This window comes from Erwinia aphidicola (assembly GCF_024169515.1).
GTDB classification, from domain to species: domain Bacteria; phylum Pseudomonadota; class Gammaproteobacteria; order Enterobacterales; family Enterobacteriaceae; genus Erwinia; species Erwinia aphidicola.
In genome coordinates this window covers 195,961-213,770 of the sequence record NZ_JAMKCQ010000001.1, presented here as the reverse complement: position 1 = coordinate 213,770, position 17,810 = coordinate 195,961, and the positions used below count along the sequence as shown (strand labels likewise).

Here is a 17,810-nt window from a genome sequence, read left to right as displayed (position 1 = left end):
GTATTATTTTGCCGCCCAGGCGTTAAAACGCTGCTCCAGGTCTTCACCGTGCTCGAGCCAGAATTCGCTGTTGATCTGCATGGAAACGGCAAGGTTTTCCGGTGCCGTCGGCAGTTTGCTCAGCCGCGCCGGATCCAGCAGTTTGCTGGTATTCAGGTTGGTAGGGCCGTAAGGAATGTTCTCGGCAAACACCTTCTGGTTTTCAGGCTGGTTGGCAAAGGCAATAAACTGCTCCGCCAGCGCCTTGTGCTTCGACCCTTTAACGATCGCCCAGTTGTCGAGGTCATACAGCGCGTTGTCCCAGACGATCCTGAAGTTGTGGCCTTCATCCTGCGCGGCGCCGATGCGGCCGTTATAGGCGGAGCTCATCACCACGTCGCCGGATACCAGCCACTGCAGCGGCTGCGCGCCGGATTCCCACCACTGAATATTTGGCTTCAGCTGGTCCAGTTTCTTGAAGGCGCGCTCAACGCCAGCCGGAGTGGCCAGCACTTTATACACCTCTTCCCGCTTCACGCCGTCGGCCATCAGCGCAATTTCCAGGGTATATTTCGCGCTCTTACGCAGGGCACGTTTGCCCGGGAACGACTTCACGTTCCAGAAATCTGCCCAGCTGGCTGGCCCTTTTTTCAGCTTGTCCGCGTCATAGGTCAGCACGGTTGACCAGACGAAAATGCCCGCGCCGCACTCGGTCACCGCAGCAGGGATAAAGTCCGACTTCTTGCCCAGCTTATTCCAGTCCAGCGTCTCAAACAGACCCTCTTCACAGCCGCGCTGCAGTTCCGGGGTTTCCAGCTCCACCACATCCCAGCCGATCTGACCTGTTTCGACCATCGCACGAATGCGCGCCATTTCGCCGTTATATTCACCCGCTTCGAGGGTGCCTTTGCCTGCGGCGGTAAACGGTTTATAGAAGGCTTTGTCCTGTGCATCTTTATTGGTGCCGCCGAACGAAATCACCGTCAGGCTTTCCGCCTGCGCCTGGAGTGTGAATGTCGCGAGAATCAGTGCAGCTAATGTCTTAACCATGCCAAACTCCTGATTATTAATGTTTTATGTGCAGTTTCTATGCCACTTCCCTGTGGCCGGGCGCAATCGATCAGCCACGTAATAAAGTAGAGAGCAGTGCGAGCGCGCTTTTGAACTGTGCGTCTGGGATCGTCAGCGGGTAGAGGAAGCGGATGACGTTGCCGTGCACGCCGCAGGTCAGCAGGATCAGGCCCTGCTCGAGCGCACGCTGCTGGATGCTGCGCGCAATCTCTGCGGACGGTTTACCGGTGGCAGGGTCGTTAAATTCGGCGGCCACCATGGAACCGCGCGCGCGGACTTCGACCAGCGCCGGGTTGTTGCTGCTATTCAGCGTTTCGACCAGCTCAGCGCCGAGGCGCAGCGCGCGTGCGCACAGCTGCTCTTCTTCGATCACCTCTAACACCGCCAGCGAGGCCGCCACCGCTAGCGGGTTACCGGCGTAAGTGCCGCCAAGACCACCGGGTTCTGGCGCATCCATCACCGCAGCGCGGCCGGAGACGGCAGAGATAGGCAGTCCGCCGCCAAGGCTTTTCGCCATGGTCATCAGATCGGGTTTTACCTCATAGTATTCACTGGCAAACAGCTTGCCGGTGCGGGCAAAACCGCTCTGGATCTCATCGGCAATCAGCAGGATGCCGTGCTGGTCACACAGCTTACGCAGGGCGCTGACAAACTCGGCGGGGGCGATGTTAAAACCGCCTTCGCCCTGAATTGGCTCATAAATGATTGCCGCGACCTGCTGCGGGCTGATATCACATTTGAACAGCGTTTCCAGGCTCTCCAGCGCATCATCCACGCTGTAGCCGTGCAGCGCGTTCGGATAGCGGGCGTGGAATACGGAGCCGGGGAAGGGACCGAAGCCGGTTTTATACGGCGTGACTTTACCGGTCAGGCCCATGGTCATCAGCGTGCGGCCATGGAATGCGCCGGTGAAAGCAATAACGCCAGGGCGACCGGTGGCAGCGCGGGCAATTTTCACCGCATTTTCTACCGCTTCGGCACCGCTTGAGAAGAAGGTGGTTTTGCACGGACCGCTGACAGGAACCCGGGCATTAAGCTGTTCGGCCAGAGCGATGTAGTTCTCGTAGGGGATCACCTGGTACGCGGTATGGGTGAAGCACTCAAGCTGTTGGCTGACGGCGGCCATCACTTTTGGGTGCCGGTGGCCGGTGTTGAGCACGGCGATCCCGGCGGTGAAGTCGATATATTCGCGGCCCTGATGGTCCCACAGCGTGGCATTTTCAGCCTTAGCGGCGAAGAAATCACACATCACACCGACACCGCGCGGTGTGGCATTCAGACGGCGCTGTTGTACTTCACTGTGACTCATGGTGTTACCTCGTCAAATTTTAGGTATAAACTTCACACATTCTCAGCTCTCCCTGTTTTGTAGCTTTTTCGGGGGTTTATAAACCAGATCCAGTTTTTTTTATTTCAAGGAACCAATTTTGCGAACGTTACTCGGAGACCTGCTTGCACACCGCTTAGCCCGGAACCCTAATGGGGCGCTGGGCAAACGTTTGTACGACGTGCTGCAGTGTGCGATTCAGGATGGATCCATTGCCACCGGCAGCCGCCTGCCCGCCACGCGCGACCTTGCGCGCGAGCTGTCGGTCTCACGTAATACCGTGCTGGCAGCCTACGAGCAGCTGCAGTCCGAGGGCTATCTGCAGACGCGCACCGGAAGTGGTACCTTCGTCAGCGACTCACTGCCGGAAGCGGTGCCGGAAACCGAGGAGTTACCGGTCAGCGCCGGCAAGCCATTTAACTTTGTACGTTTCTCCAGCCGTGGTTCACGGCTGCTGACGCGCAGCGGGGCCGGGCCACATCAGTGGGGTGCGTTCATGCCCGGCGTGCCGGATGTCAGCCATATGCCGCACGACATCTGGCGCAAGATCCACCTGCGGCTTAGCCGCCGTATGCCGGTGGAGGCGCTGAGCTACTCCAGCCACGGCGGCTGCCTGGAGTTGCAGCAGGCGTTAGCCGACCATCTGCGGGTGATCCGCTCGGTCAACTGCACGCCGGAGCAAATTCTGATCACTGCCGGGACGCACCAGGCGCTGGACCTGCTGGCGAAAATGCTCTGCGACCCGGGCGACCGCGCGTGGATTGAGGAGCCGGGCTACTGGGGGATCCGCAACGTGCTGGCGGTCAACGGTATCGACCTGCTGCCGACGGCGGTGGATGAGCAGGGCATGACGCTGCCGGACCTTAGCGCGGAGCTGCGCCCGCCGCGCCTGATCTGCGTCACGCCTTCGCACCAGTATCCGCTCGGTTCGGTGATGAGCCTGCAGCGGCGGCACCAGCTGCTGGCGCTGGCGCAAAGCGCGGGCAGCTGGGTGGTGGAGGATGATTACGACGGTGAGTTTCGCTTTGCCGAGTCGCCGATCCCGGCCTTGCAGGGGCTGGCACCGGATGCACCGGTAATTTATCTCGGTACCTTCAGCAAAACGCTCTACCCCGGGCTGCGCCTGAGCTACATGGTGGTGCCGAAAGCGCTGGCGGCGCGCATGAAGATGGCTCACTCCGAACTGTATCGCGGCGGCAATGGGCTGGTGCAGTTGACGCTGGCGGAGTTCATTCGCGAGGGGCATTACGCGGCGCACGTGCGCAAGATGCGCCAGCTCTACAGTCGCCGCCGCGCGGAGCTGGTGCGGGTCATCAAGGAGAGCCTGGGGGAGAGTTTTATCGCTCAGCAGAGCAATGCCGGGCTGCACCTGATCCTCTCCCTGCCCGATAATATTGACGATGTGGCGCTCAGCGCCGAGCTGGAGCAAAACGGCGTGCTGACCCGCCCGCTCTCGGCCTATTACCTGCTGGGTACCACGCGGCGCGGGCTGTTGTTGGGTTATGCCTGCGTCGAGGAGCAGCAGATGGCGGAGAAATTTGCCCCGGTGCTCGCCTGTCTCAACCGTCGCCTGCAGTCGGCGCAATTGCACCAACGCAGTGCGAACTAATCAAATAGCCTGATTCTGCGGGTTATTTGTGTGACTCAAACTGGTGCGAAGATAAAAGACAATAGAAAACAATAGCCTGGGAGATTATCTCTCAGGCTTTTTTTTGGGGGGTTTGTCAAATTCTGCTTGTCTAAGCGAAATTCGTTGTGGTAGAGCTAAAAAAGAGCCACCCGACAGATGCGCCCGGTGCAGGTAATGCACAAAGCGTGCCTGAGAGGTTTTTCCCCCGCTTGACGAGAGAATACTATGAGATCCCTGGTGAGTTTTAAGAACATCAAAAAGAGCTACGACGGCGAAAAGCTGGTGGTTCGCAACCTGAATCTTGAGGTGCAGGAGGGTGAGTTTTTAACGCTTTTAGGGCCATCGGGATCTGGAAAAACCACCAGCCTGATGATGCTCGCTGGCTTTGAAACCCCGACCGATGGCGAGATTTTTCTACGCGAGAAACCGCTGCATACCCTGCCGCCGCACCAGCGTGATATCGGTATGGTATTCCAGAATTATGCGCTGTTTCCCCATATGACCGTGGCGGAAAACCTGGCATTCCCGCTGTCGATCCGCCGCATGAACAAGGCGGATATTAAAGATCGGGTGTCGCGCATTCTCGATATGATTAAGCTGACGTCGCTGGCCGATCGTTACCCGGCGCAGATGTCGGGTGGGCAACAGCAGCGCGTGGCCCTGGCGCGAGCGCTGGTGTTTGAACCTAAGCTGGTACTGATGGATGAGCCGCTGGGTGCGCTGGATAAGCAGCTGCGCGAGCATATGCAGCTGGAGATTAAACAGCTGCACGAAATGCTGGGTCTGACCATCGTCTACGTTACGCACGACCAGAGCGAAGCGATGACTATGTCGAACCGGGTGGCGGTATTCAACGACGGCATGATCCAGCAGATGGACAGCCCCGGCACGCTTTATGAGCAGCCGGCGAATGCCTTCGTCGCGCAGTTTATCGGCGAAAATAACAGCCTGCTGGCGACTCAGATCTCAGTGCAGGGCGACTACTACCGCGTGCAGCTGGACGATGGCTGCGAGCTGGATGCGCTCAAAGTGCGCCCCAGCTCGCCGGGTAAAAAAATCCAGCTCAGCATCCGCCCGGAGCGCATTAACGTCAATGCGCCGGAACAGGGCGATCAGCAGGTGAAGGCGCGGATTCAGCAGTTTATCTATCTGGGGGATCACGTGCGGATGCTGACGGAAGTCGCAGGGCAGGGGAACTTTATGGTCAAACTGTCACCCGCTAAAATGGACAGCCGCTGGCAGCCGGGCAGTGAAGTGCTGCTGTCGTGGCAGCCGCAGCATCTGCGGGCGCTGGATGTGGTGATCCAGTAATTAGCGATAAAATGAAAGGTCGGGGCTGCCTGACTTTTCATCCTTCCATGCGTTACAGCTTTTCTCAATGTCCTCGTAATGTCGTTTTGCAAATCAGAGTGATTATTACCCTGTTTACCGCGAGCTGATTGCCATTGAATGGGATGGGGCCGACGGGTACGGCGTTATCTTTTTCTCGCGCAGGGAGCGAATCATGAGGGATAAGCAGAGTGAAAACTGGCATCGACAGGATATTTTGGCTGCTATCCGCAAGGAAAAAGGGTCGCTCGCTGCGCTGTCAATAGAGCATGGACTGGCACCGGGCACTCTGGCTAACGCCTTGACCCGTCCGTGGCCGAAGGGGGAATTAATTATCGCTAATGCGATTGGTACCACGCCGGAAGTCATCTGGCCGCAGCGTTATTTCTCCGCATCAGGAAAGACAATCAAACGCATCATCAGGAAAAAATCTTAGTACCTGGTTTGTCACGTTCACAAAATGATTCAGCAGATAGCTATTTATCGATATTTTTATTCTTGTGATGGTCTTCGCTATGTTGAGGGTGAGATAAAGGCATTATTTATATTTAAGGAATGAACGGGAGTAATATCATGGCTGATACATTAAAGAGTACCATCAATATGCTGATTCGCTTTTGGGAGCATAGCAGCGAACCATGGGGGGCTAAGGATACAGAGTCACGATTTATTTTTGGTAATGCAGTATTGAGGAAAATGCTTATGTTGCCAGCAGGGTTTAACCTTGAAGGCCGGCTGGACTGTGAACTGCCTTCACATTTTTGTGAATATCAGGACTGTTTTCAGGCGCATGACAGAACCGTTGAAAAAGCCAGGGATCGCGTGACCGCACTAGAGATACATCCGTGGGAAAACAGGCCCTACCTTTCTCCTTGGTTCTTTGATAAATATCCCCTTATTGCAGAAGATGGTAGCGTGAGGGGAACCTTTTTCCACGGTAGGCCGGTTGAAAATATTATCCTGACTAAGCTTAATAAAATAAAAGTACCTACCTCGCTGGTCTTTACCCCACCTTCAAAAATATTTACCGATCGCGAGTGGGAAATCATTTTTTACATTCTACATACCTATTCCGTGAAAGAGATTGCCATCCGCCTGGGGCTGTCGCAACGTACGGTAGGAAACTACGTGCAGAATATGTACAGCAAGATTGGCGTGTGCAACAAACGGGGGCTGATTGAGTATTGTCACGATAACAATATGAATAACTATATCCCACAAAGCTTTTTCAATCGCTGCGAATCTTTTCCCGTGGAATAAAAAGGGCCAATCGAATAAAGATTGGCCCCTACAGAATAAAGCGTCAGCAGTTGTCTGCAGAAGGTCAGGAAAACCTGACCCGGCTGCGCGATTACCCTTCCGCCTGCTTCGACTGGATCGCCGTCAGCGCGATGGTGTAGACGATATCGTCAACCAGTGCGCCACGCGACAGGTCGTTGACCGGCTTGCGCATCCCCTGCAGCATTGGCCCGATGGAGATCAGGTCCGCAGAGCGCTGTACCGCTTTATAAGTGGTATTACCGGTGTTCAGATCCGGGAAGATGAACACGGTCGCACGGCCGGCAACCGGGGAGTTTGGCGCTTTAGATTTCGCCACGTCGGCCATGATCGCTGCGTCATACTGCAGTGGACCGTCGATCACCAGGTCAGGGCGTTTTTCCTGCGCGATACGCGTCGCTTCACGCACTTTCTCCACGTCGCTACCGGCACCTGAGTTACCGGTGGAGTAGGAGATCATCGCCACGCGCGGCTCGATGCCAAACGCCAGCGCCGAGTCGGCGGACTGAATCGCAATCTCTGCCAGCTGTTCCGGATTCGGGTCCGGGTTGATGGCGCAGTCGCCATACACCAGCACCTGCTCAGGCAGCAGCATAAAGAACACCGAGGAGACCAGCGAGCTGTTCGGCGCGGTTTTGATCAGCTGCAGCGGCGGGCGGATAGTGTTGGCAGTGGTATGAACCGCACCGGAAACCAGGCCGTCCACTTCGCCACGCTCCAGCATCATGGTGCCGAGCATCACGTTATCTTCCAGCTGCTCCTGCGCGACCACCTCGGTCATACCTTTGCTCTTGCGCAGCTCTACCAGGCGCGCCACGTAGTTTTCACGTGCGGCTTCCGGGTCAACAATCTCAATGCCTTTACCCAGCTCAACGCCCTGAGCTGCGGCCACGCGCTGGATCTCTTCCGGGTTGCCCAGCAGGACACAGGTGGCGATGCCGCGTTCGGCACAGATAGCCGCCGCTTTCACGGTGCGAGGTTCGTCGCCTTCCGGCAGCACGATGCGCTTGCCCGCTTTACGCGCCAGCTCGGTCAGCTGGTAGCGGAAGGCCGGAGGAGAAAGGCGGCGGCTGCGTTCTGAAGCGGCGGTCAGCGACTCGATCCAGTCCGCGTCAATGTGGCTGGCCACGTACTCCTGCACGCGCTCAATACGCTGGGTATCGTCGCTGGGTACTTCCAGGTTGAAGCTCTGCAGGCTGAGAGAGGTCTGCCAGGTGTTAGTGTCGACCATAAAGACCGGCAGGCCAGTCTGGAAGGCGCGTTCACACAGCTTCTGGATGGGCGCATCAATCGCATAACCACCGGTCAGCAGGATGGCACCAATCTCAACGCCGTTCATCGCTGCAAGGCAGGCCGCAACCAGCACGTCAGGGCGGTCGGCGGAGGTCACCAGCAGGGAACCCGGACGGAAGTGCTCCAGCATGTGGGGAATGCTGCGTGCGCAGAAGGTCACGGATTTCACGCGGCGGGTGGCAATCTCACCTTCATTGATGATGCGGGCGTCAAGGTGACGGCACATATCAATAGCGCGGGTGGCAATCAGCTCAAAGCTCCACGGCACGCAGCCCAGCACCGGCAGCGGGCTGTTAGCGAACAGCTGCTTGGGATCGATATTCGCGACGCTGGCTTTGGTGGAGTCGTCGAAGATCTCGGAGAGATCCGGGCGCGTACGGCCCTGATCGTCAACCGGTGCGTTCAGCTTGTTAATGATCACGCCGGTGATGTTTTTGTTTTTGCTGCCGCCGAAGCTGCTCTGGGTCAGTTCGATGCGCTCTTTCAGCTGCGCCGGCGAGTCATTGCCCAGCGACATCACAAAGACGATTTCCGCATTCAGCGTTTTGGCGATTTCATAGTTCAGCGCCGAGGCAAACTGGTGTTTGCGCGTCGGCACCAGGCCCTCTACCAACACCACTTCTGCATCCTTGGTGTTTTCATGGTAGTTGGCGATGATCTCTTCCATCAGCACGTCCTGCTGATTGGAACCCAGCAGGGATTCCACGCGGCTCATGGCCAGCGGCACGGCGGCGGGAATGCTGGAGTTTTTACGGATGATAGTGGTGGTCTGGTCCGGGCTGTCGCCGCCAGCGCGCGGCTGGGCGATAGGCTTAAAGACGCTAAGACGCACGCCTTTACGTTCCATAGCACGAATAACGCCGAGGCTGACGCTGGTCAGGCCGACGCTGGTGCCGGTAGGGATGAGCATGATTGTACGGGACACAGTAACTCCTCATGACTTTAGCCTGCACACGTAGAGCAGCTGCTCCAGTAGCAAGGGCTATACAAATTTCTTGGTGTCTAAAACAACTCCGCCAGCCTGAGCTGACGGAGAGAAGCGTTTATTATGCGGTGAGACGGTCTGCGTCCTGCGCGATGACCAACTCTTCGTTGGTTGGGATAACCAGCGCCGGGCGGGTGCCCTCTTTGTTGATGAAGCCGGCTTTGCCGAAGCGCGCGGCCAGGTTGCGTTCGTGGTCCACTTCGAAGCCCAGCAGGCCGAGCTTCGCCAGCGACAGCTCGCGCACCATCGCGGCATTCTCACCAATCCCGCCGGTGAAGATCACCGCGTCCAGACGGCCATCCATCAGCGCGGCATAAGAGCCGATATATTTCGCCAGGCGGTGGCAGTAAACGTCCATCGCACGTTTGGCATCGGCTTTGGTATCGTAGTTATCTTCCACATAGCGGCAGTCGCTGGTGACTTCGGTCAGGCCCAGCAGGCCAGACTCTTTGGTCAGCATCTTGTTGATCGCATCCACGTTCATGCCGAGCGTATCGTGCAGGAAGAAGATAATCGCCGGGTCGATATCACCGCTGCGGGTCCCCATCACCAGGCCTTCCAGCGGGGTCAGACCCATCGAGGTGTCAACGCACTCGCCGTTACGGATAGCGGAAACCGAACCACCGTTACCCAGGTGACAGGTGATGATGTTCAGCTCGGACACCGGCTTGTTCAGCACTTTGGCGGCTTCCTGCGTCACGTAGAAGTGGCTGGTACCGTGCGCGCCATAGCGGCGTACGCCGTGCTCTTTGTACAATTTGTACGGCAGGGCGTAGAGATAAGACTCTTCCGGCATAGTCTGATGGAATGCGGTGTCGAAAACAGCCACATTTTTATCTGACAGGTGCGGGAAGTTTTTCAGCGCTTCGTCAATGCCGATCAGGTGCGCCGGGTTGTGCAGCGGTGCAAATGAAGAGGCGTCTTTGATACCCTGGATGACGGATTCGTCAATCACGACGGACTGCGTTAACTTTTCGCCACCGTGAACGATGCGATGACCGATAGCAACGATTTGTGCCGACAGTTCTGGTTTTTGTGCCAGAATAGTTTTAACCATGAAGTTCAGTGCTTCGCTGTGCGCTGCGCCTGCACCCAGAGCCGCTTCTTGTTTAGCGCCTTCCAGTTTCCACTTAATGCGGGCTTCCGGCAGGTGGAAACATTCAGCTAAACCTGACAGGTATTCGTCGCCGTTTGCCGGATCGATAATGGCAAACTTCAGGGAAGAACTACCGCAGTTCAGAACCAGTACTAACTTACTCGACATGGAAGGTCCTATTTATTAAAAGTGGCGAAATAAAAGTCAAACAGACTATCAGCGTAGCGCATGAAAGCTGGTACATTAATGATGAACATCATGCTGCCGGAAAGTTTTGTCCGAAAGCAAAAAATTTTGGAAACTTTACGATTTTTTTTTAAATCTGATGCGCTTTTTCATGGCTTGGCCGAATGTTGACCAGGATTGCTCGCTGTCCAGGGCATTACCCTAAATAATTCGAGTTTCAGGAAGACGGCAACTGAGTGAACCCTCAGGAGCTTACTCAAGTAAGTGACTGAGGTGAGCAAAGGAAGTCGGCGCACCTGAAGTTTGAAGTATGACGGGTAAAAACGCGCACAGGATAACCAGTGTCAGCCGTAAAGACAAAATATTTTGAATGATGTTAGGTAAAGTTGGTGACTTGTAATTTTTTTTTAATATTTATCTCTGAAGTTGAGGTTAGCCATGGCGAATGAATCCGGCAGTGTCGGTTGGTTTAAGCTGTTCCAGCATGGTCAGCACTACATGAAGACATGGCCTGTCGATAAACGCCTTGCGCCTATGTTTCCAGAAAATCGCGTCACGCGCGCGACACGGTTTGCCATCCGCATTATGCCGCCCGTGGCTGTTTTCAGCCTCACCTGGCAGATCGCCCTTGGCGGGCAGCTGGGCCCGGCCGTCGCCACCGCGCTGTTCGCCTGCAGCCTGCCGATGCAGGGTCTGTGGTGGCTGGGCAAGCGCTCGGTAACGCCATTGCCGCCTTCTTTATTGGGCTGGTTCCACGACGTGCGTGAAAAGTTGCAGGCCGCAGGCCAGGCCATTGCCCCGGTGGAAGGCAAGCCAACCTATCAGTCACTGGCTGACGTGCTGAAGCGCGCCTTCAAGCAGCTGGATAAAACCTTCCTCGACGACCTTTAATCGCGTTTGCGGGTTTTCTGTGACGATCTCACCGGAAACCCGCGCTGCGTCAAAGAAGCCTCTCCCCGCGCCGTGAGATCCTGCCGCCACTGACTATTTTCCCCGTGGCGGAGGAGCCCCAAATGGACATGACCCATGCCCAGCGTTTAATTCTTTCCAATCAGTACCAGATGATGGCGATGCTCGACCCGGATAACGCCGCGCGTTACCAGCGCCATCAGACCATTATCGAACGCGGCTTTGGCCTGCAGATGCGCGAGCTGGATAACGATTTTAGCCAGCTTCCGGAGGCGGAGTGCCGCACGCTGATCGCGATGATGGAGATGTATCATGCCCTGCATATCTCCTGGACCAATCTGAAAGAACCGCAGGGCATCGAGCTGCGTCGTCTGGTATTCCCTGGCTTTGATGCCGCTTCTGAAGGGCGATATCTTGGCTATGTGCGCTTTCTGGTGGAGGTTGAAGGGCGCTACACCCACTTTGATGCGGGCAGCCACGAGTTTGATACTCAGGTGCCGATGTGGGAAAAATACCAACGCATGCTCGCGCTGTGGCACAATTGTCCCCGGCAGTATCATCTGAGTGCGAACGAGATCGCGCAAGTTATCAACGCCTGAGAAGGAAGATGCGGTGAAGTGTAAAGGTTTTCTGTTTGATCTGGATGGCACGTTAGTTGACTCCCTTGCGGTAGTTGAACGTGCCTGGAAAAACTGGGGTAAGCGCCACGGGATCGCTCCTGAAGAGGTGCTGGGCTTCATCCACGGTAAGCAGGCAATTACCTCACTGCGCCACTTTATGAGCGGGGCTTCAGCGGAGGAGATTCAGCAGGAATTTATCGCGCTGGAAAAGCTGGAAGCTGAAGATATTGACGGCATTGTTGCCCTGCCCGGTGCCGTTGCGCTGTTAAGCCAGCTGGACGAGCTGGAGATCCCCTGGGCGATCGTCACTTCAGGTTCCATACCCGTTGCCAGCGCGCGCCATGCGGCGGCAGGTTTACCCGCCCCGGCAGCATTTGTCACCGCCGAGCGCGTTGAGCGCGGCAAGCCAGAGCCGGATGCCTATCTGCTTGGCGCCCAGCTGCTCGACCTGGAACCGGAGGAGTGCGTGGTGGTGGAAGATGCCGCTGCCGGGATCCTCTCCGGTCTGGCTTCCGGCAGCCATGTGATCGCGGTTAACGCGCCGGCAGATTCACCGCGGCTGGAAGATGTCGATATGGTGCTCAGCTCGCTGGAAGAGTTGATCATCAACAAGAATCCTGACGGCAGCGTCAACGTCCATCGCAAACACTAATCTCCCCTAAGACCCCGCAACTGCGCTGCAGTATTCCTGCAGCGTAACTTCCAGCCTGGCTGGTATATCTTCTTCCGCATCCAGCTAAAGCAGTGATGATAAAAGTCAGATCAGGTGAAGGTCATTACATTCAACAGTTAACATAATGTGATAATACTGGCGGGTTGATGCTGTTTATTCTGACGCTGGTTGCTGACGAATCCTTTAGCTTTTCCGATAATATCGATGTGTTTTTCGCCATCCCATTCAGCTGGTTAACTCAAGAAGGCAAGAAAAATCCTATAAAAATCAGCTAGAAATTCCTGATTTGACATATTGCAGCCATTAACCTGGCTGCTATATAGTCGCAGCTAAATACCTATGAAAGAGTGTGTATACCTACTCTGAAGTTCACTATTTAAAGGGATTACCAATCAAAGTGGATGGCCAACATAAGGCGCAAGACAACCAGCGTGAGATGCAGGCTGAGTTATAGCAGTTAAAGACTGGCAGACAGAGTATCGACGTGGTGGGCCAGGCGTTTAGTTTTAAAAATGGCGACGGCATACAGCAATCCCTGGCAACCTCCTCATCGGGTTAAACGTCAACGCAGAATAATGTCGATATTGATTCACACAGCGCGACTTTGCCGAAAAAAAGCTAAAGGACCGCTGCCCGGCAGCGTAATGAAAGTATCTACCTGAACGGAAAAAGGACGTGACGAATGACGGAAGAAACACAGCAGGGAAACGGTGACGGTCAGCATGTGACCTACATACTGCCGGAGTGGGACCAGCACGGGCTGGTCAACTGGCACGGTATCCAGAACCAGAAAAAATCATTGAATGCCAGGGCGGTGCTGCTGCAGCCACCGATTAAGGTTATCCCGGTGATTTTTCTCCCCGGCGTGATGGGGACGAATTTGATGTCAAACGATGAGGGTAAGAAGAGCGTTATCTGGCGCGGCGACAGTCAGGTGGGGGTGTATTGGGAGTGGGCGCGGAAAAAAGGCAATGACCGTCGGGAGTTGCTAAACCCCAATACCACTAAGGTGGATAACCGTGGCGATATCGACCAAAGTTTCTATTCACCGTTATCCGATGACGGAAAAATGTTTCCAACCCGCAGCGAACGCGGCTGGGGCGAGATTTTATCCTTCAGCTACGGCAAGTTTTTAAGCGTCTTCCAGGGGGCACTGCTGGATGACTGGCAGCAGGACCTGGTGAATTACGCCACGCCCGCACGGGGGAAAGGCGGCGTGTTAAGCCAGCTGGTGGGCAGGCCGCTGTCGCAGGATAAAGGAGACGAGATTAGTGGCGAATCCGTAATGACTCAGCAGGAGCTTGACCACTTCCGGAATTTTTTATTGCCGCTCCATGTCTACGGCTATAACTGGCTGCAGGATAATAAAACTTCTGCCGAGGGGCTGGTTAACTATATCGACGAGGTGATTGACCTCTACAAACATGAGCATGGTCACGGCATGGCCTTTCCCGCCGGGCAGGAGAAAGTCATCATCGTCACTCACTCCATGGGCGGGCTGGTGGCGCGCTATGCCTCGCAGATTTTAGGGGCTAAGGATAAAATCCTTGGCATTGTGCACGGCGTTATCCCTGACCTCGGTTCCCCGGCGGCGTACCGCCGTATGAAAGTCGGCGCGGGGCAGGAGGGGATGGCGGGGGCGGTATTGGGCAGTACGGCGCAGGAGCTGATGCCGGTGTTAGCCCGCGCCCCGGCACCGCTGCAGCTTTTGCCCTCGGCTAAATACCTTGGTGGCGCGCCATGGCTGACGGTGGAAGGAGTTAATGAGGATGACAGCGATATAGCACTGCCGCAAACCCGGGACCCGTTCGGCGAGATTTACCTCAATAAAACCCTGTGGTATCGCCTGTATGAGGCCGATATTATCGATAAGGATGCAGCGGTAATAAAGAGCAACTGGGCTGAATACAACAGGTGTATTCGTAAAGTAGTAAAACCATTTATTGAAAATTTAGACGATACCTATCACCCTAATAGCTATGCGTTTTATGGTGATCAAATAGACTCTGACGGTACGCTAAGCTGGAACAGGATCACCCAGGTTTACCCGAAAAAAAAGGGTGAGAATGACTTAAAACTGCCCAATAACTACCGGGAAGTCCCGTTGCCGCTTCAGCGTGCTCAGGTCTACCGACTCGGCTCATCCAACACCCCGGGTGACGGTACGGTGCCGGTGGAATCACTGAACACTATACGCCATAGCAGTAGCATCAAAAGCGTGCTGGCAACCGCAGTTGAACATCAGAAAGCCTATGACGTCAGCAGCCTGAAAGATATCTCTAAACGACCGGCCCTGCAATTTACCCTGCGGGCGATTGTGAAAATGGTGCATGAGGTCCCGGTTCCATGAAATCTGTCCAGAAATTTACTATGTTAGCGCTGCTGGCCAGCAGCATGCTGCTGGCTACCCCGACCGTGGCCGCCACACAACCGCCTATCACGCAGAAGGAGAGTGCTGTGATCAACACCCTGTTTGCCGAGACCAAACCGCAGTGCATCGGGCGCTATATCATTGATGTGCCGCAGTCATTTAACAACCAGCTGCACGATATGATTTTTATCGATGACTTTAAAATCAGCAGCAAGTGGATCTACCCGCCGGCCTTTCAGCAGCGGATAAGGCTGAGGGAGCAGGAACTGCGTGACGCGATTAATAAACCTGGAAATAAAGCCAAAGATGCCCCCTATCTGAAGGAAGTCATTACCTTACCTGATGGTCGTGGCGTGATTTATGATCATAACGAGTCGGTTACGCCAGATATTTACCGCCAGCTTGAGGCCCATGTGTATGTCAATCATGTGGCCTTTGTCATTACTACGGATATTCAGGATTTCTCTGGTGAGAAAAATAAGCAAGAGAAAATTGAATATTTAGCTGATGGTTTTACTGAAGCAGATGCAAACACCAAACCCGCCAAGCTGGCCGCACTGCAATCGTTGATTTCGCGCTTAAGTGGCCGAAAGGATGAAGAAATCCCGAGGGGGAAAGGGGTATGTATTCCGAACGGGTTTATCAGGGATGATGGCGCTAAGCACATGGAAAAAGTGACATTTAGCTATGAAAATGATGATTTTATTTTGGGTGTATATGAAAATAACAAGTTTATGGGTTCGGATGACACTCTGTTTAATCGCAGTGCGCAAATAAACGAAGCGCTGAAAACCTCCAATAAGTACAGCATTAAAAAAGAGGCGCGGACCATTAACGGTATCCCCACTGAAATGTGGTTGTTTGGTGGTACACAAGATCTCAGAAATGAGCAGACGAACGAGGATGAAAAGATCACCGTCTACGACTTTGACCTGTATGCCAACGAACGGGATGCCACGCCTGAAAAACCCAACTTTTATATTGGTCTCAGCAGTGAGTACAAAAAAATGCGCTACAGCGAAGCGCAGATGATTGAAATCTGGGACCGGCTGGTCAATTCACTGCGCTACAAATAACTAATTGAGTTAATTATGGCTCTCCGGTTTTCCTGGGAGCCACTGTTAAAAACGGTGCAAGGATGCTTATCATGAAAATTTTCCATTACAGCGTTGCGCTGTCGCTGGCCTTCATCATGTTTATTGTCCAGGCTAAAGCTGTCACGTCACCGATGAAGGAGAGTTCTGTGATCAACACCCTGTTTGCCGAGACCAAACCGCAGTGCATCGGGCGCTATATCATTGATGTGCCGCAGTCATTTAACAACCAGCTGCACGATATGATTTTTATCGATGACTTTAAAATCAGCAGCAAGTGGGTCTACCCGCCAGCCTTTCAGCAGCGGATAAGGCTGAGAGAGCAGGAACTGCGTGACGCGATTAATAAACCTGGAAATAAAGCCAAAGATGCCCCCTATCTGAAGGAAGTCATTACCTTACCTGATGGTCGTGGCATGATTTATGATCATAACGAGTCGGTTACGCCAGATATTTACCGCCAGCTTGAGGCCCATGTGTATGTCAATCATGTGGCCTTTGTCATTACTACGGATATTCAGGATTTCTCTGGTGAGAAAAATAAGCAAGAGAAAATTGAATATTTAGCTGATGGTTTTACTGAAGCAGATGCAAACACCAAACCCGCCAAGCTGGCCGCACTGCAATCGTTGATTTCGCGCTTAAGTGGCCGAAAGGATGAAGAAATCCCGAGGGAAAAAGGGGTGTGTATACCAAACGGATTTATCAGGGATGATGGCGCTAAACACATTGAAAAAATCACCTTCCGATATGTCAATGATGATTTTGTTTTTGGTGCTGAAATGGACAATACGATAGAGGGTTCAGATGACACTCTGTTTAATCGTAGTGCGGAAATTAATGAAGCGCTGAAAACATCCAATAAATACAGCATGAAGAAAATGACCCTTGCGCCTGGGGGCATTCCCAGTGAGACTTGGCTGTTCGGTGGAAATCAGACTATTACAAATCCGGTGACGCATGAAGATGAAAATAATACTTATTATGACTTTCTTCTTTATGCCAATGAGCGCGATGCCACGCCTGAAAAACCCAATCTTATTGTTGGCCTCAGCAGTGAGTATCTAAAAACGCGCTACAGCGAAGCGCAGATGATTGAAATCTGGGACCGACTGGTCAATTCACTGCGCTACAAATAACTAATTGAGTTACATATGGCTCTCCGGTTTTCCTGGGAGCCACTGTTTAAAAGCAGTGCAAGGTTGCTTAACATGAAAATTTACCCGCACAAGGTTGCGTTAACGCTGGCCTGCATACTCTTTGCTGCTCTGCCATGGCTACCGCATTTGCATAATCTCACGCTGACGCAGTTTTTGCCGATGGGTTACAGCGAATCCTGACTGATCTCATCCAGCGACAGGCTAAAGCTCGGAACAAATACCTCTACAAAGTAGTCCATCTCCGGACTGTGGCGCTGTGCCAGCGTCTTTTCCAGGCGAGCTTTGGCCAGCAGAAACTCATTATTGCCCGCCGACAGCTCTTCGAGACACTTCAGATAGGCACAGAGCGCGTCGGCCTGCTTCACCACCGCCGTTTCCGCTTCGCTGTGCTGATGCTCGTCAATCAGTGGAGCATAGGCGGAGCGCAGCTCCTCCGGCAGCATCTCAATCAGCTTACGCTGGGCTATCTTTTCGATTTTCTTATATTCGTGGGCGATCTGCGCATTGTAATACTTCACCGGGGTGGGGAGATCGCCGGTCAGGACTTCACTGGCATCGTGATACATCGCCATCATGGCGATGCGTTCAGCATTGAGATTGCCATTAAACTTTTTGTTCTTGATGACCGCCAGCGCATGGGCAACCATCGCTACCTGCAGGCTGTGTTCGGAAACGTTCTCCGTGCGCACGTTGCGCATCAGCGGCCAGCGGTTGATTAACTTCAGGCGGGAGAGGTGGGCGAAGAAGTGGCTTTGGGTCATGATTATTTTCCCTGGTACAAAATGCGAAGAGCGGCCTGAGCCGCTCTT

General features: G+C 54.2%; 16 protein-coding genes. 11 read left to right on the top strand and 5 right to left on the bottom strand.

Going from position 1 to position 17,810, the window contains the following annotated elements:
• Positions 1 to 3 precede the first annotated feature (3 nt).
• Complete coding sequence (locus J2Y91_RS00825) at positions 4 to 1,029, bottom strand: ABC transporter substrate-binding protein (protein WP_253536821.1); 1,026 nt, start codon at positions 1,027 to 1,029, stop codon at positions 4 to 6.
• 70 nt (positions 1,030 to 1,099) lie between these two features.
• Positions 1,100 to 2,359, bottom strand: a complete 1,260-nt coding sequence (locus J2Y91_RS00820; protein ID WP_048915437.1) for a 4-aminobutyrate--2-oxoglutarate transaminase — start codon at positions 2,357 to 2,359, stop codon at positions 1,100 to 1,102.
• 118 nt (positions 2,360 to 2,477) lie between these two features.
• On the opposite strand from J2Y91_RS00820, the gene pdxR reads away from it, so the two are divergent.
• From pdxR to J2Y91_RS00800, 4 genes are all read left to right on the top strand, one after another.
• Complete coding sequence (gene pdxR / locus J2Y91_RS00815) at positions 2,478 to 3,986, top strand: MocR-like pyridoxine biosynthesis transcription factor PdxR (protein WP_253536819.1); 1,509 nt, start codon at positions 2,478 to 2,480, stop codon at positions 3,984 to 3,986.
• Between the two features lie 246 nt (positions 3,987 to 4,232).
• Positions 4,233 to 5,318, top strand: coding sequence for an ABC transporter ATP-binding protein (locus tag J2Y91_RS00810; protein WP_253536817.1), 1,086 nt, complete (start codon positions 4,233 to 4,235; stop codon positions 5,316 to 5,318).
• Between the two features lie 193 nt (positions 5,319 to 5,511).
• Complete coding sequence (locus J2Y91_RS00805) at positions 5,512 to 5,772, top strand: helix-turn-helix domain-containing protein (RefSeq protein WP_253536815.1); 261 nt, start codon at positions 5,512 to 5,514, stop codon at positions 5,770 to 5,772.
• 137 nt (positions 5,773 to 5,909) lie between these two features.
• On the top strand, positions 5,910 to 6,596 hold the full coding sequence (locus J2Y91_RS00800; protein ID WP_253536813.1) for a helix-turn-helix transcriptional regulator: 687 nt from the start codon (positions 5,910 to 5,912) through the stop codon (positions 6,594 to 6,596).
• A gap of 91 nt (positions 6,597 to 6,687) precedes the next feature.
• Here J2Y91_RS00800 and pta read toward each other — a convergent pair whose 3' ends face one another.
• Positions 6,688 to 8,832 (bottom strand): phosphate acetyltransferase, encoded by a 2,145-nt coding sequence (pta, locus tag J2Y91_RS00795; RefSeq protein ID WP_099754969.1) that lies wholly within the window; start codon positions 8,830 to 8,832, stop codon positions 6,688 to 6,690.
• Positions 8,833 to 8,953: 121 nt separating this feature from the next.
• Positions 8,954 to 10,156, bottom strand: coding sequence for an acetate kinase (ackA, locus tag J2Y91_RS00790; RefSeq protein ID WP_253536811.1), 1,203 nt, complete (start codon positions 10,154 to 10,156; stop codon positions 8,954 to 8,956).
• A gap of 456 nt (positions 10,157 to 10,612) precedes the next feature.
• Between ackA and yfbV the strand changes: the two genes are divergently transcribed.
• From yfbV to J2Y91_RS00760, 7 genes are all read left to right on the top strand, one after another.
• On the top strand, positions 10,613 to 11,065 hold the full coding sequence (gene yfbV / locus J2Y91_RS00785) for a terminus macrodomain insulation protein YfbV (protein WP_048915442.1): 453 nt from the start codon (positions 10,613 to 10,615) through the stop codon (positions 11,063 to 11,065).
• Between the two features lie 122 nt (positions 11,066 to 11,187).
• A complete protein-coding gene (locus J2Y91_RS00780; protein WP_048915443.1) occupies positions 11,188 to 11,682 on the top strand; it encodes a YfbU family protein in 495 nt (164 codons plus the stop codon).
• Between the two features lie 13 nt (positions 11,683 to 11,695).
• Positions 11,696 to 12,355 (top strand): sugar phosphatase, encoded by a 660-nt coding sequence (locus tag J2Y91_RS00775; RefSeq protein WP_133623200.1) that lies wholly within the window; start codon positions 11,696 to 11,698, stop codon positions 12,353 to 12,355.
• 167 nt (positions 12,356 to 12,522) lie between these two features.
• Positions 12,523 to 12,651: a hypothetical protein gene (locus J2Y91_RS22970; RefSeq protein WP_301291977.1), complete on the top strand. Its 129-nt coding sequence runs from the start codon at positions 12,523 to 12,525 to the stop codon at positions 12,649 to 12,651.
• A 407-nt stretch (positions 12,652 to 13,058) separates the two neighbouring features.
• Entirely contained in the window at positions 13,059 to 14,726 is a 1,668-nt protein-coding gene (locus J2Y91_RS00770; RefSeq protein WP_133623201.1) for a lipase family alpha/beta hydrolase, read from the top strand.
• Entirely contained in the window at positions 14,723 to 15,823 is a 1,101-nt protein-coding gene (locus J2Y91_RS00765; protein ID WP_133623202.1) for a T6SS immunity protein Tli4 family protein, read from the top strand. The genes J2Y91_RS00770 and J2Y91_RS00765 overlap by 4 nt, the downstream gene beginning before the upstream one ends.
• Before the next feature lie 71 nt (positions 15,824 to 15,894).
• Complete coding sequence (locus J2Y91_RS00760; protein WP_133623203.1) at positions 15,895 to 16,980, top strand: T6SS immunity protein Tli4 family protein; 1,086 nt, start codon at positions 15,895 to 15,897, stop codon at positions 16,978 to 16,980.
• 185 nt (positions 16,981 to 17,165) lie between these two features.
• Here J2Y91_RS00760 and yfbR read toward each other — a convergent pair whose 3' ends face one another.
• Positions 17,166 to 17,762: a 5'-deoxynucleotidase gene (gene yfbR, locus J2Y91_RS00755; protein ID WP_048915445.1), complete on the bottom strand. Its 597-nt coding sequence runs from the start codon at positions 17,760 to 17,762 to the stop codon at positions 17,166 to 17,168.
• Positions 17,763 to 17,810 lie beyond the last annotated feature (48 nt).

Coding starts and splice junctions, on each gene's coding strand:
- J2Y91_RS00825 (WP_253536821.1), bottom strand. CDS start 1,029: ATGGTTAAGACATTAGCTGCACTGATTCTCGCGACATTCACACTCCAG.
- J2Y91_RS00820 (WP_048915437.1), bottom strand. CDS start 2,359: ATGAGTCACAGTGAAGTACAACAGCGCCGTCTGAATGCCACACCGCGC.
- J2Y91_RS00810 (WP_253536817.1), top strand. CDS start 4,233: ATGAGATCCCTGGTGAGTTTTAAGAACATCAAAAAGAGCTACGACGGC.
- J2Y91_RS00805 (WP_253536815.1), top strand. CDS start 5,512: ATGAGGGATAAGCAGAGTGAAAACTGGCATCGACAGGATATTTTGGCT.
- J2Y91_RS00800 (WP_253536813.1), top strand. CDS start 5,910: ATGGCTGATACATTAAAGAGTACCATCAATATGCTGATTCGCTTTTGG.
- ackA (WP_253536811.1), bottom strand. CDS start 10,156: ATGTCGAGTAAGTTAGTACTGGTTCTGAACTGCGGTAGTTCTTCCCTG.
- yfbV (WP_048915442.1), top strand. CDS start 10,613: ATGGCGAATGAATCCGGCAGTGTCGGTTGGTTTAAGCTGTTCCAGCAT.
- J2Y91_RS00780 (WP_048915443.1), top strand. CDS start 11,188: ATGGACATGACCCATGCCCAGCGTTTAATTCTTTCCAATCAGTACCAG.
- J2Y91_RS22970 (WP_301291977.1), top strand. CDS start 12,523: ATGCTGTTTATTCTGACGCTGGTTGCTGACGAATCCTTTAGCTTTTCC.
- J2Y91_RS00770 (WP_133623201.1), top strand. CDS start 13,059: ATGACGGAAGAAACACAGCAGGGAAACGGTGACGGTCAGCATGTGACC.
- J2Y91_RS00765 (WP_133623202.1), top strand. CDS start 14,723: ATGAAATCTGTCCAGAAATTTACTATGTTAGCGCTGCTGGCCAGCAGC.
- J2Y91_RS00760 (WP_133623203.1), top strand. CDS start 15,895: ATGAAAATTTTCCATTACAGCGTTGCGCTGTCGCTGGCCTTCATCATG.
- yfbR (WP_048915445.1), bottom strand. CDS start 17,762: ATGACCCAAAGCCACTTCTTCGCCCACCTCTCCCGCCTGAAGTTAATC.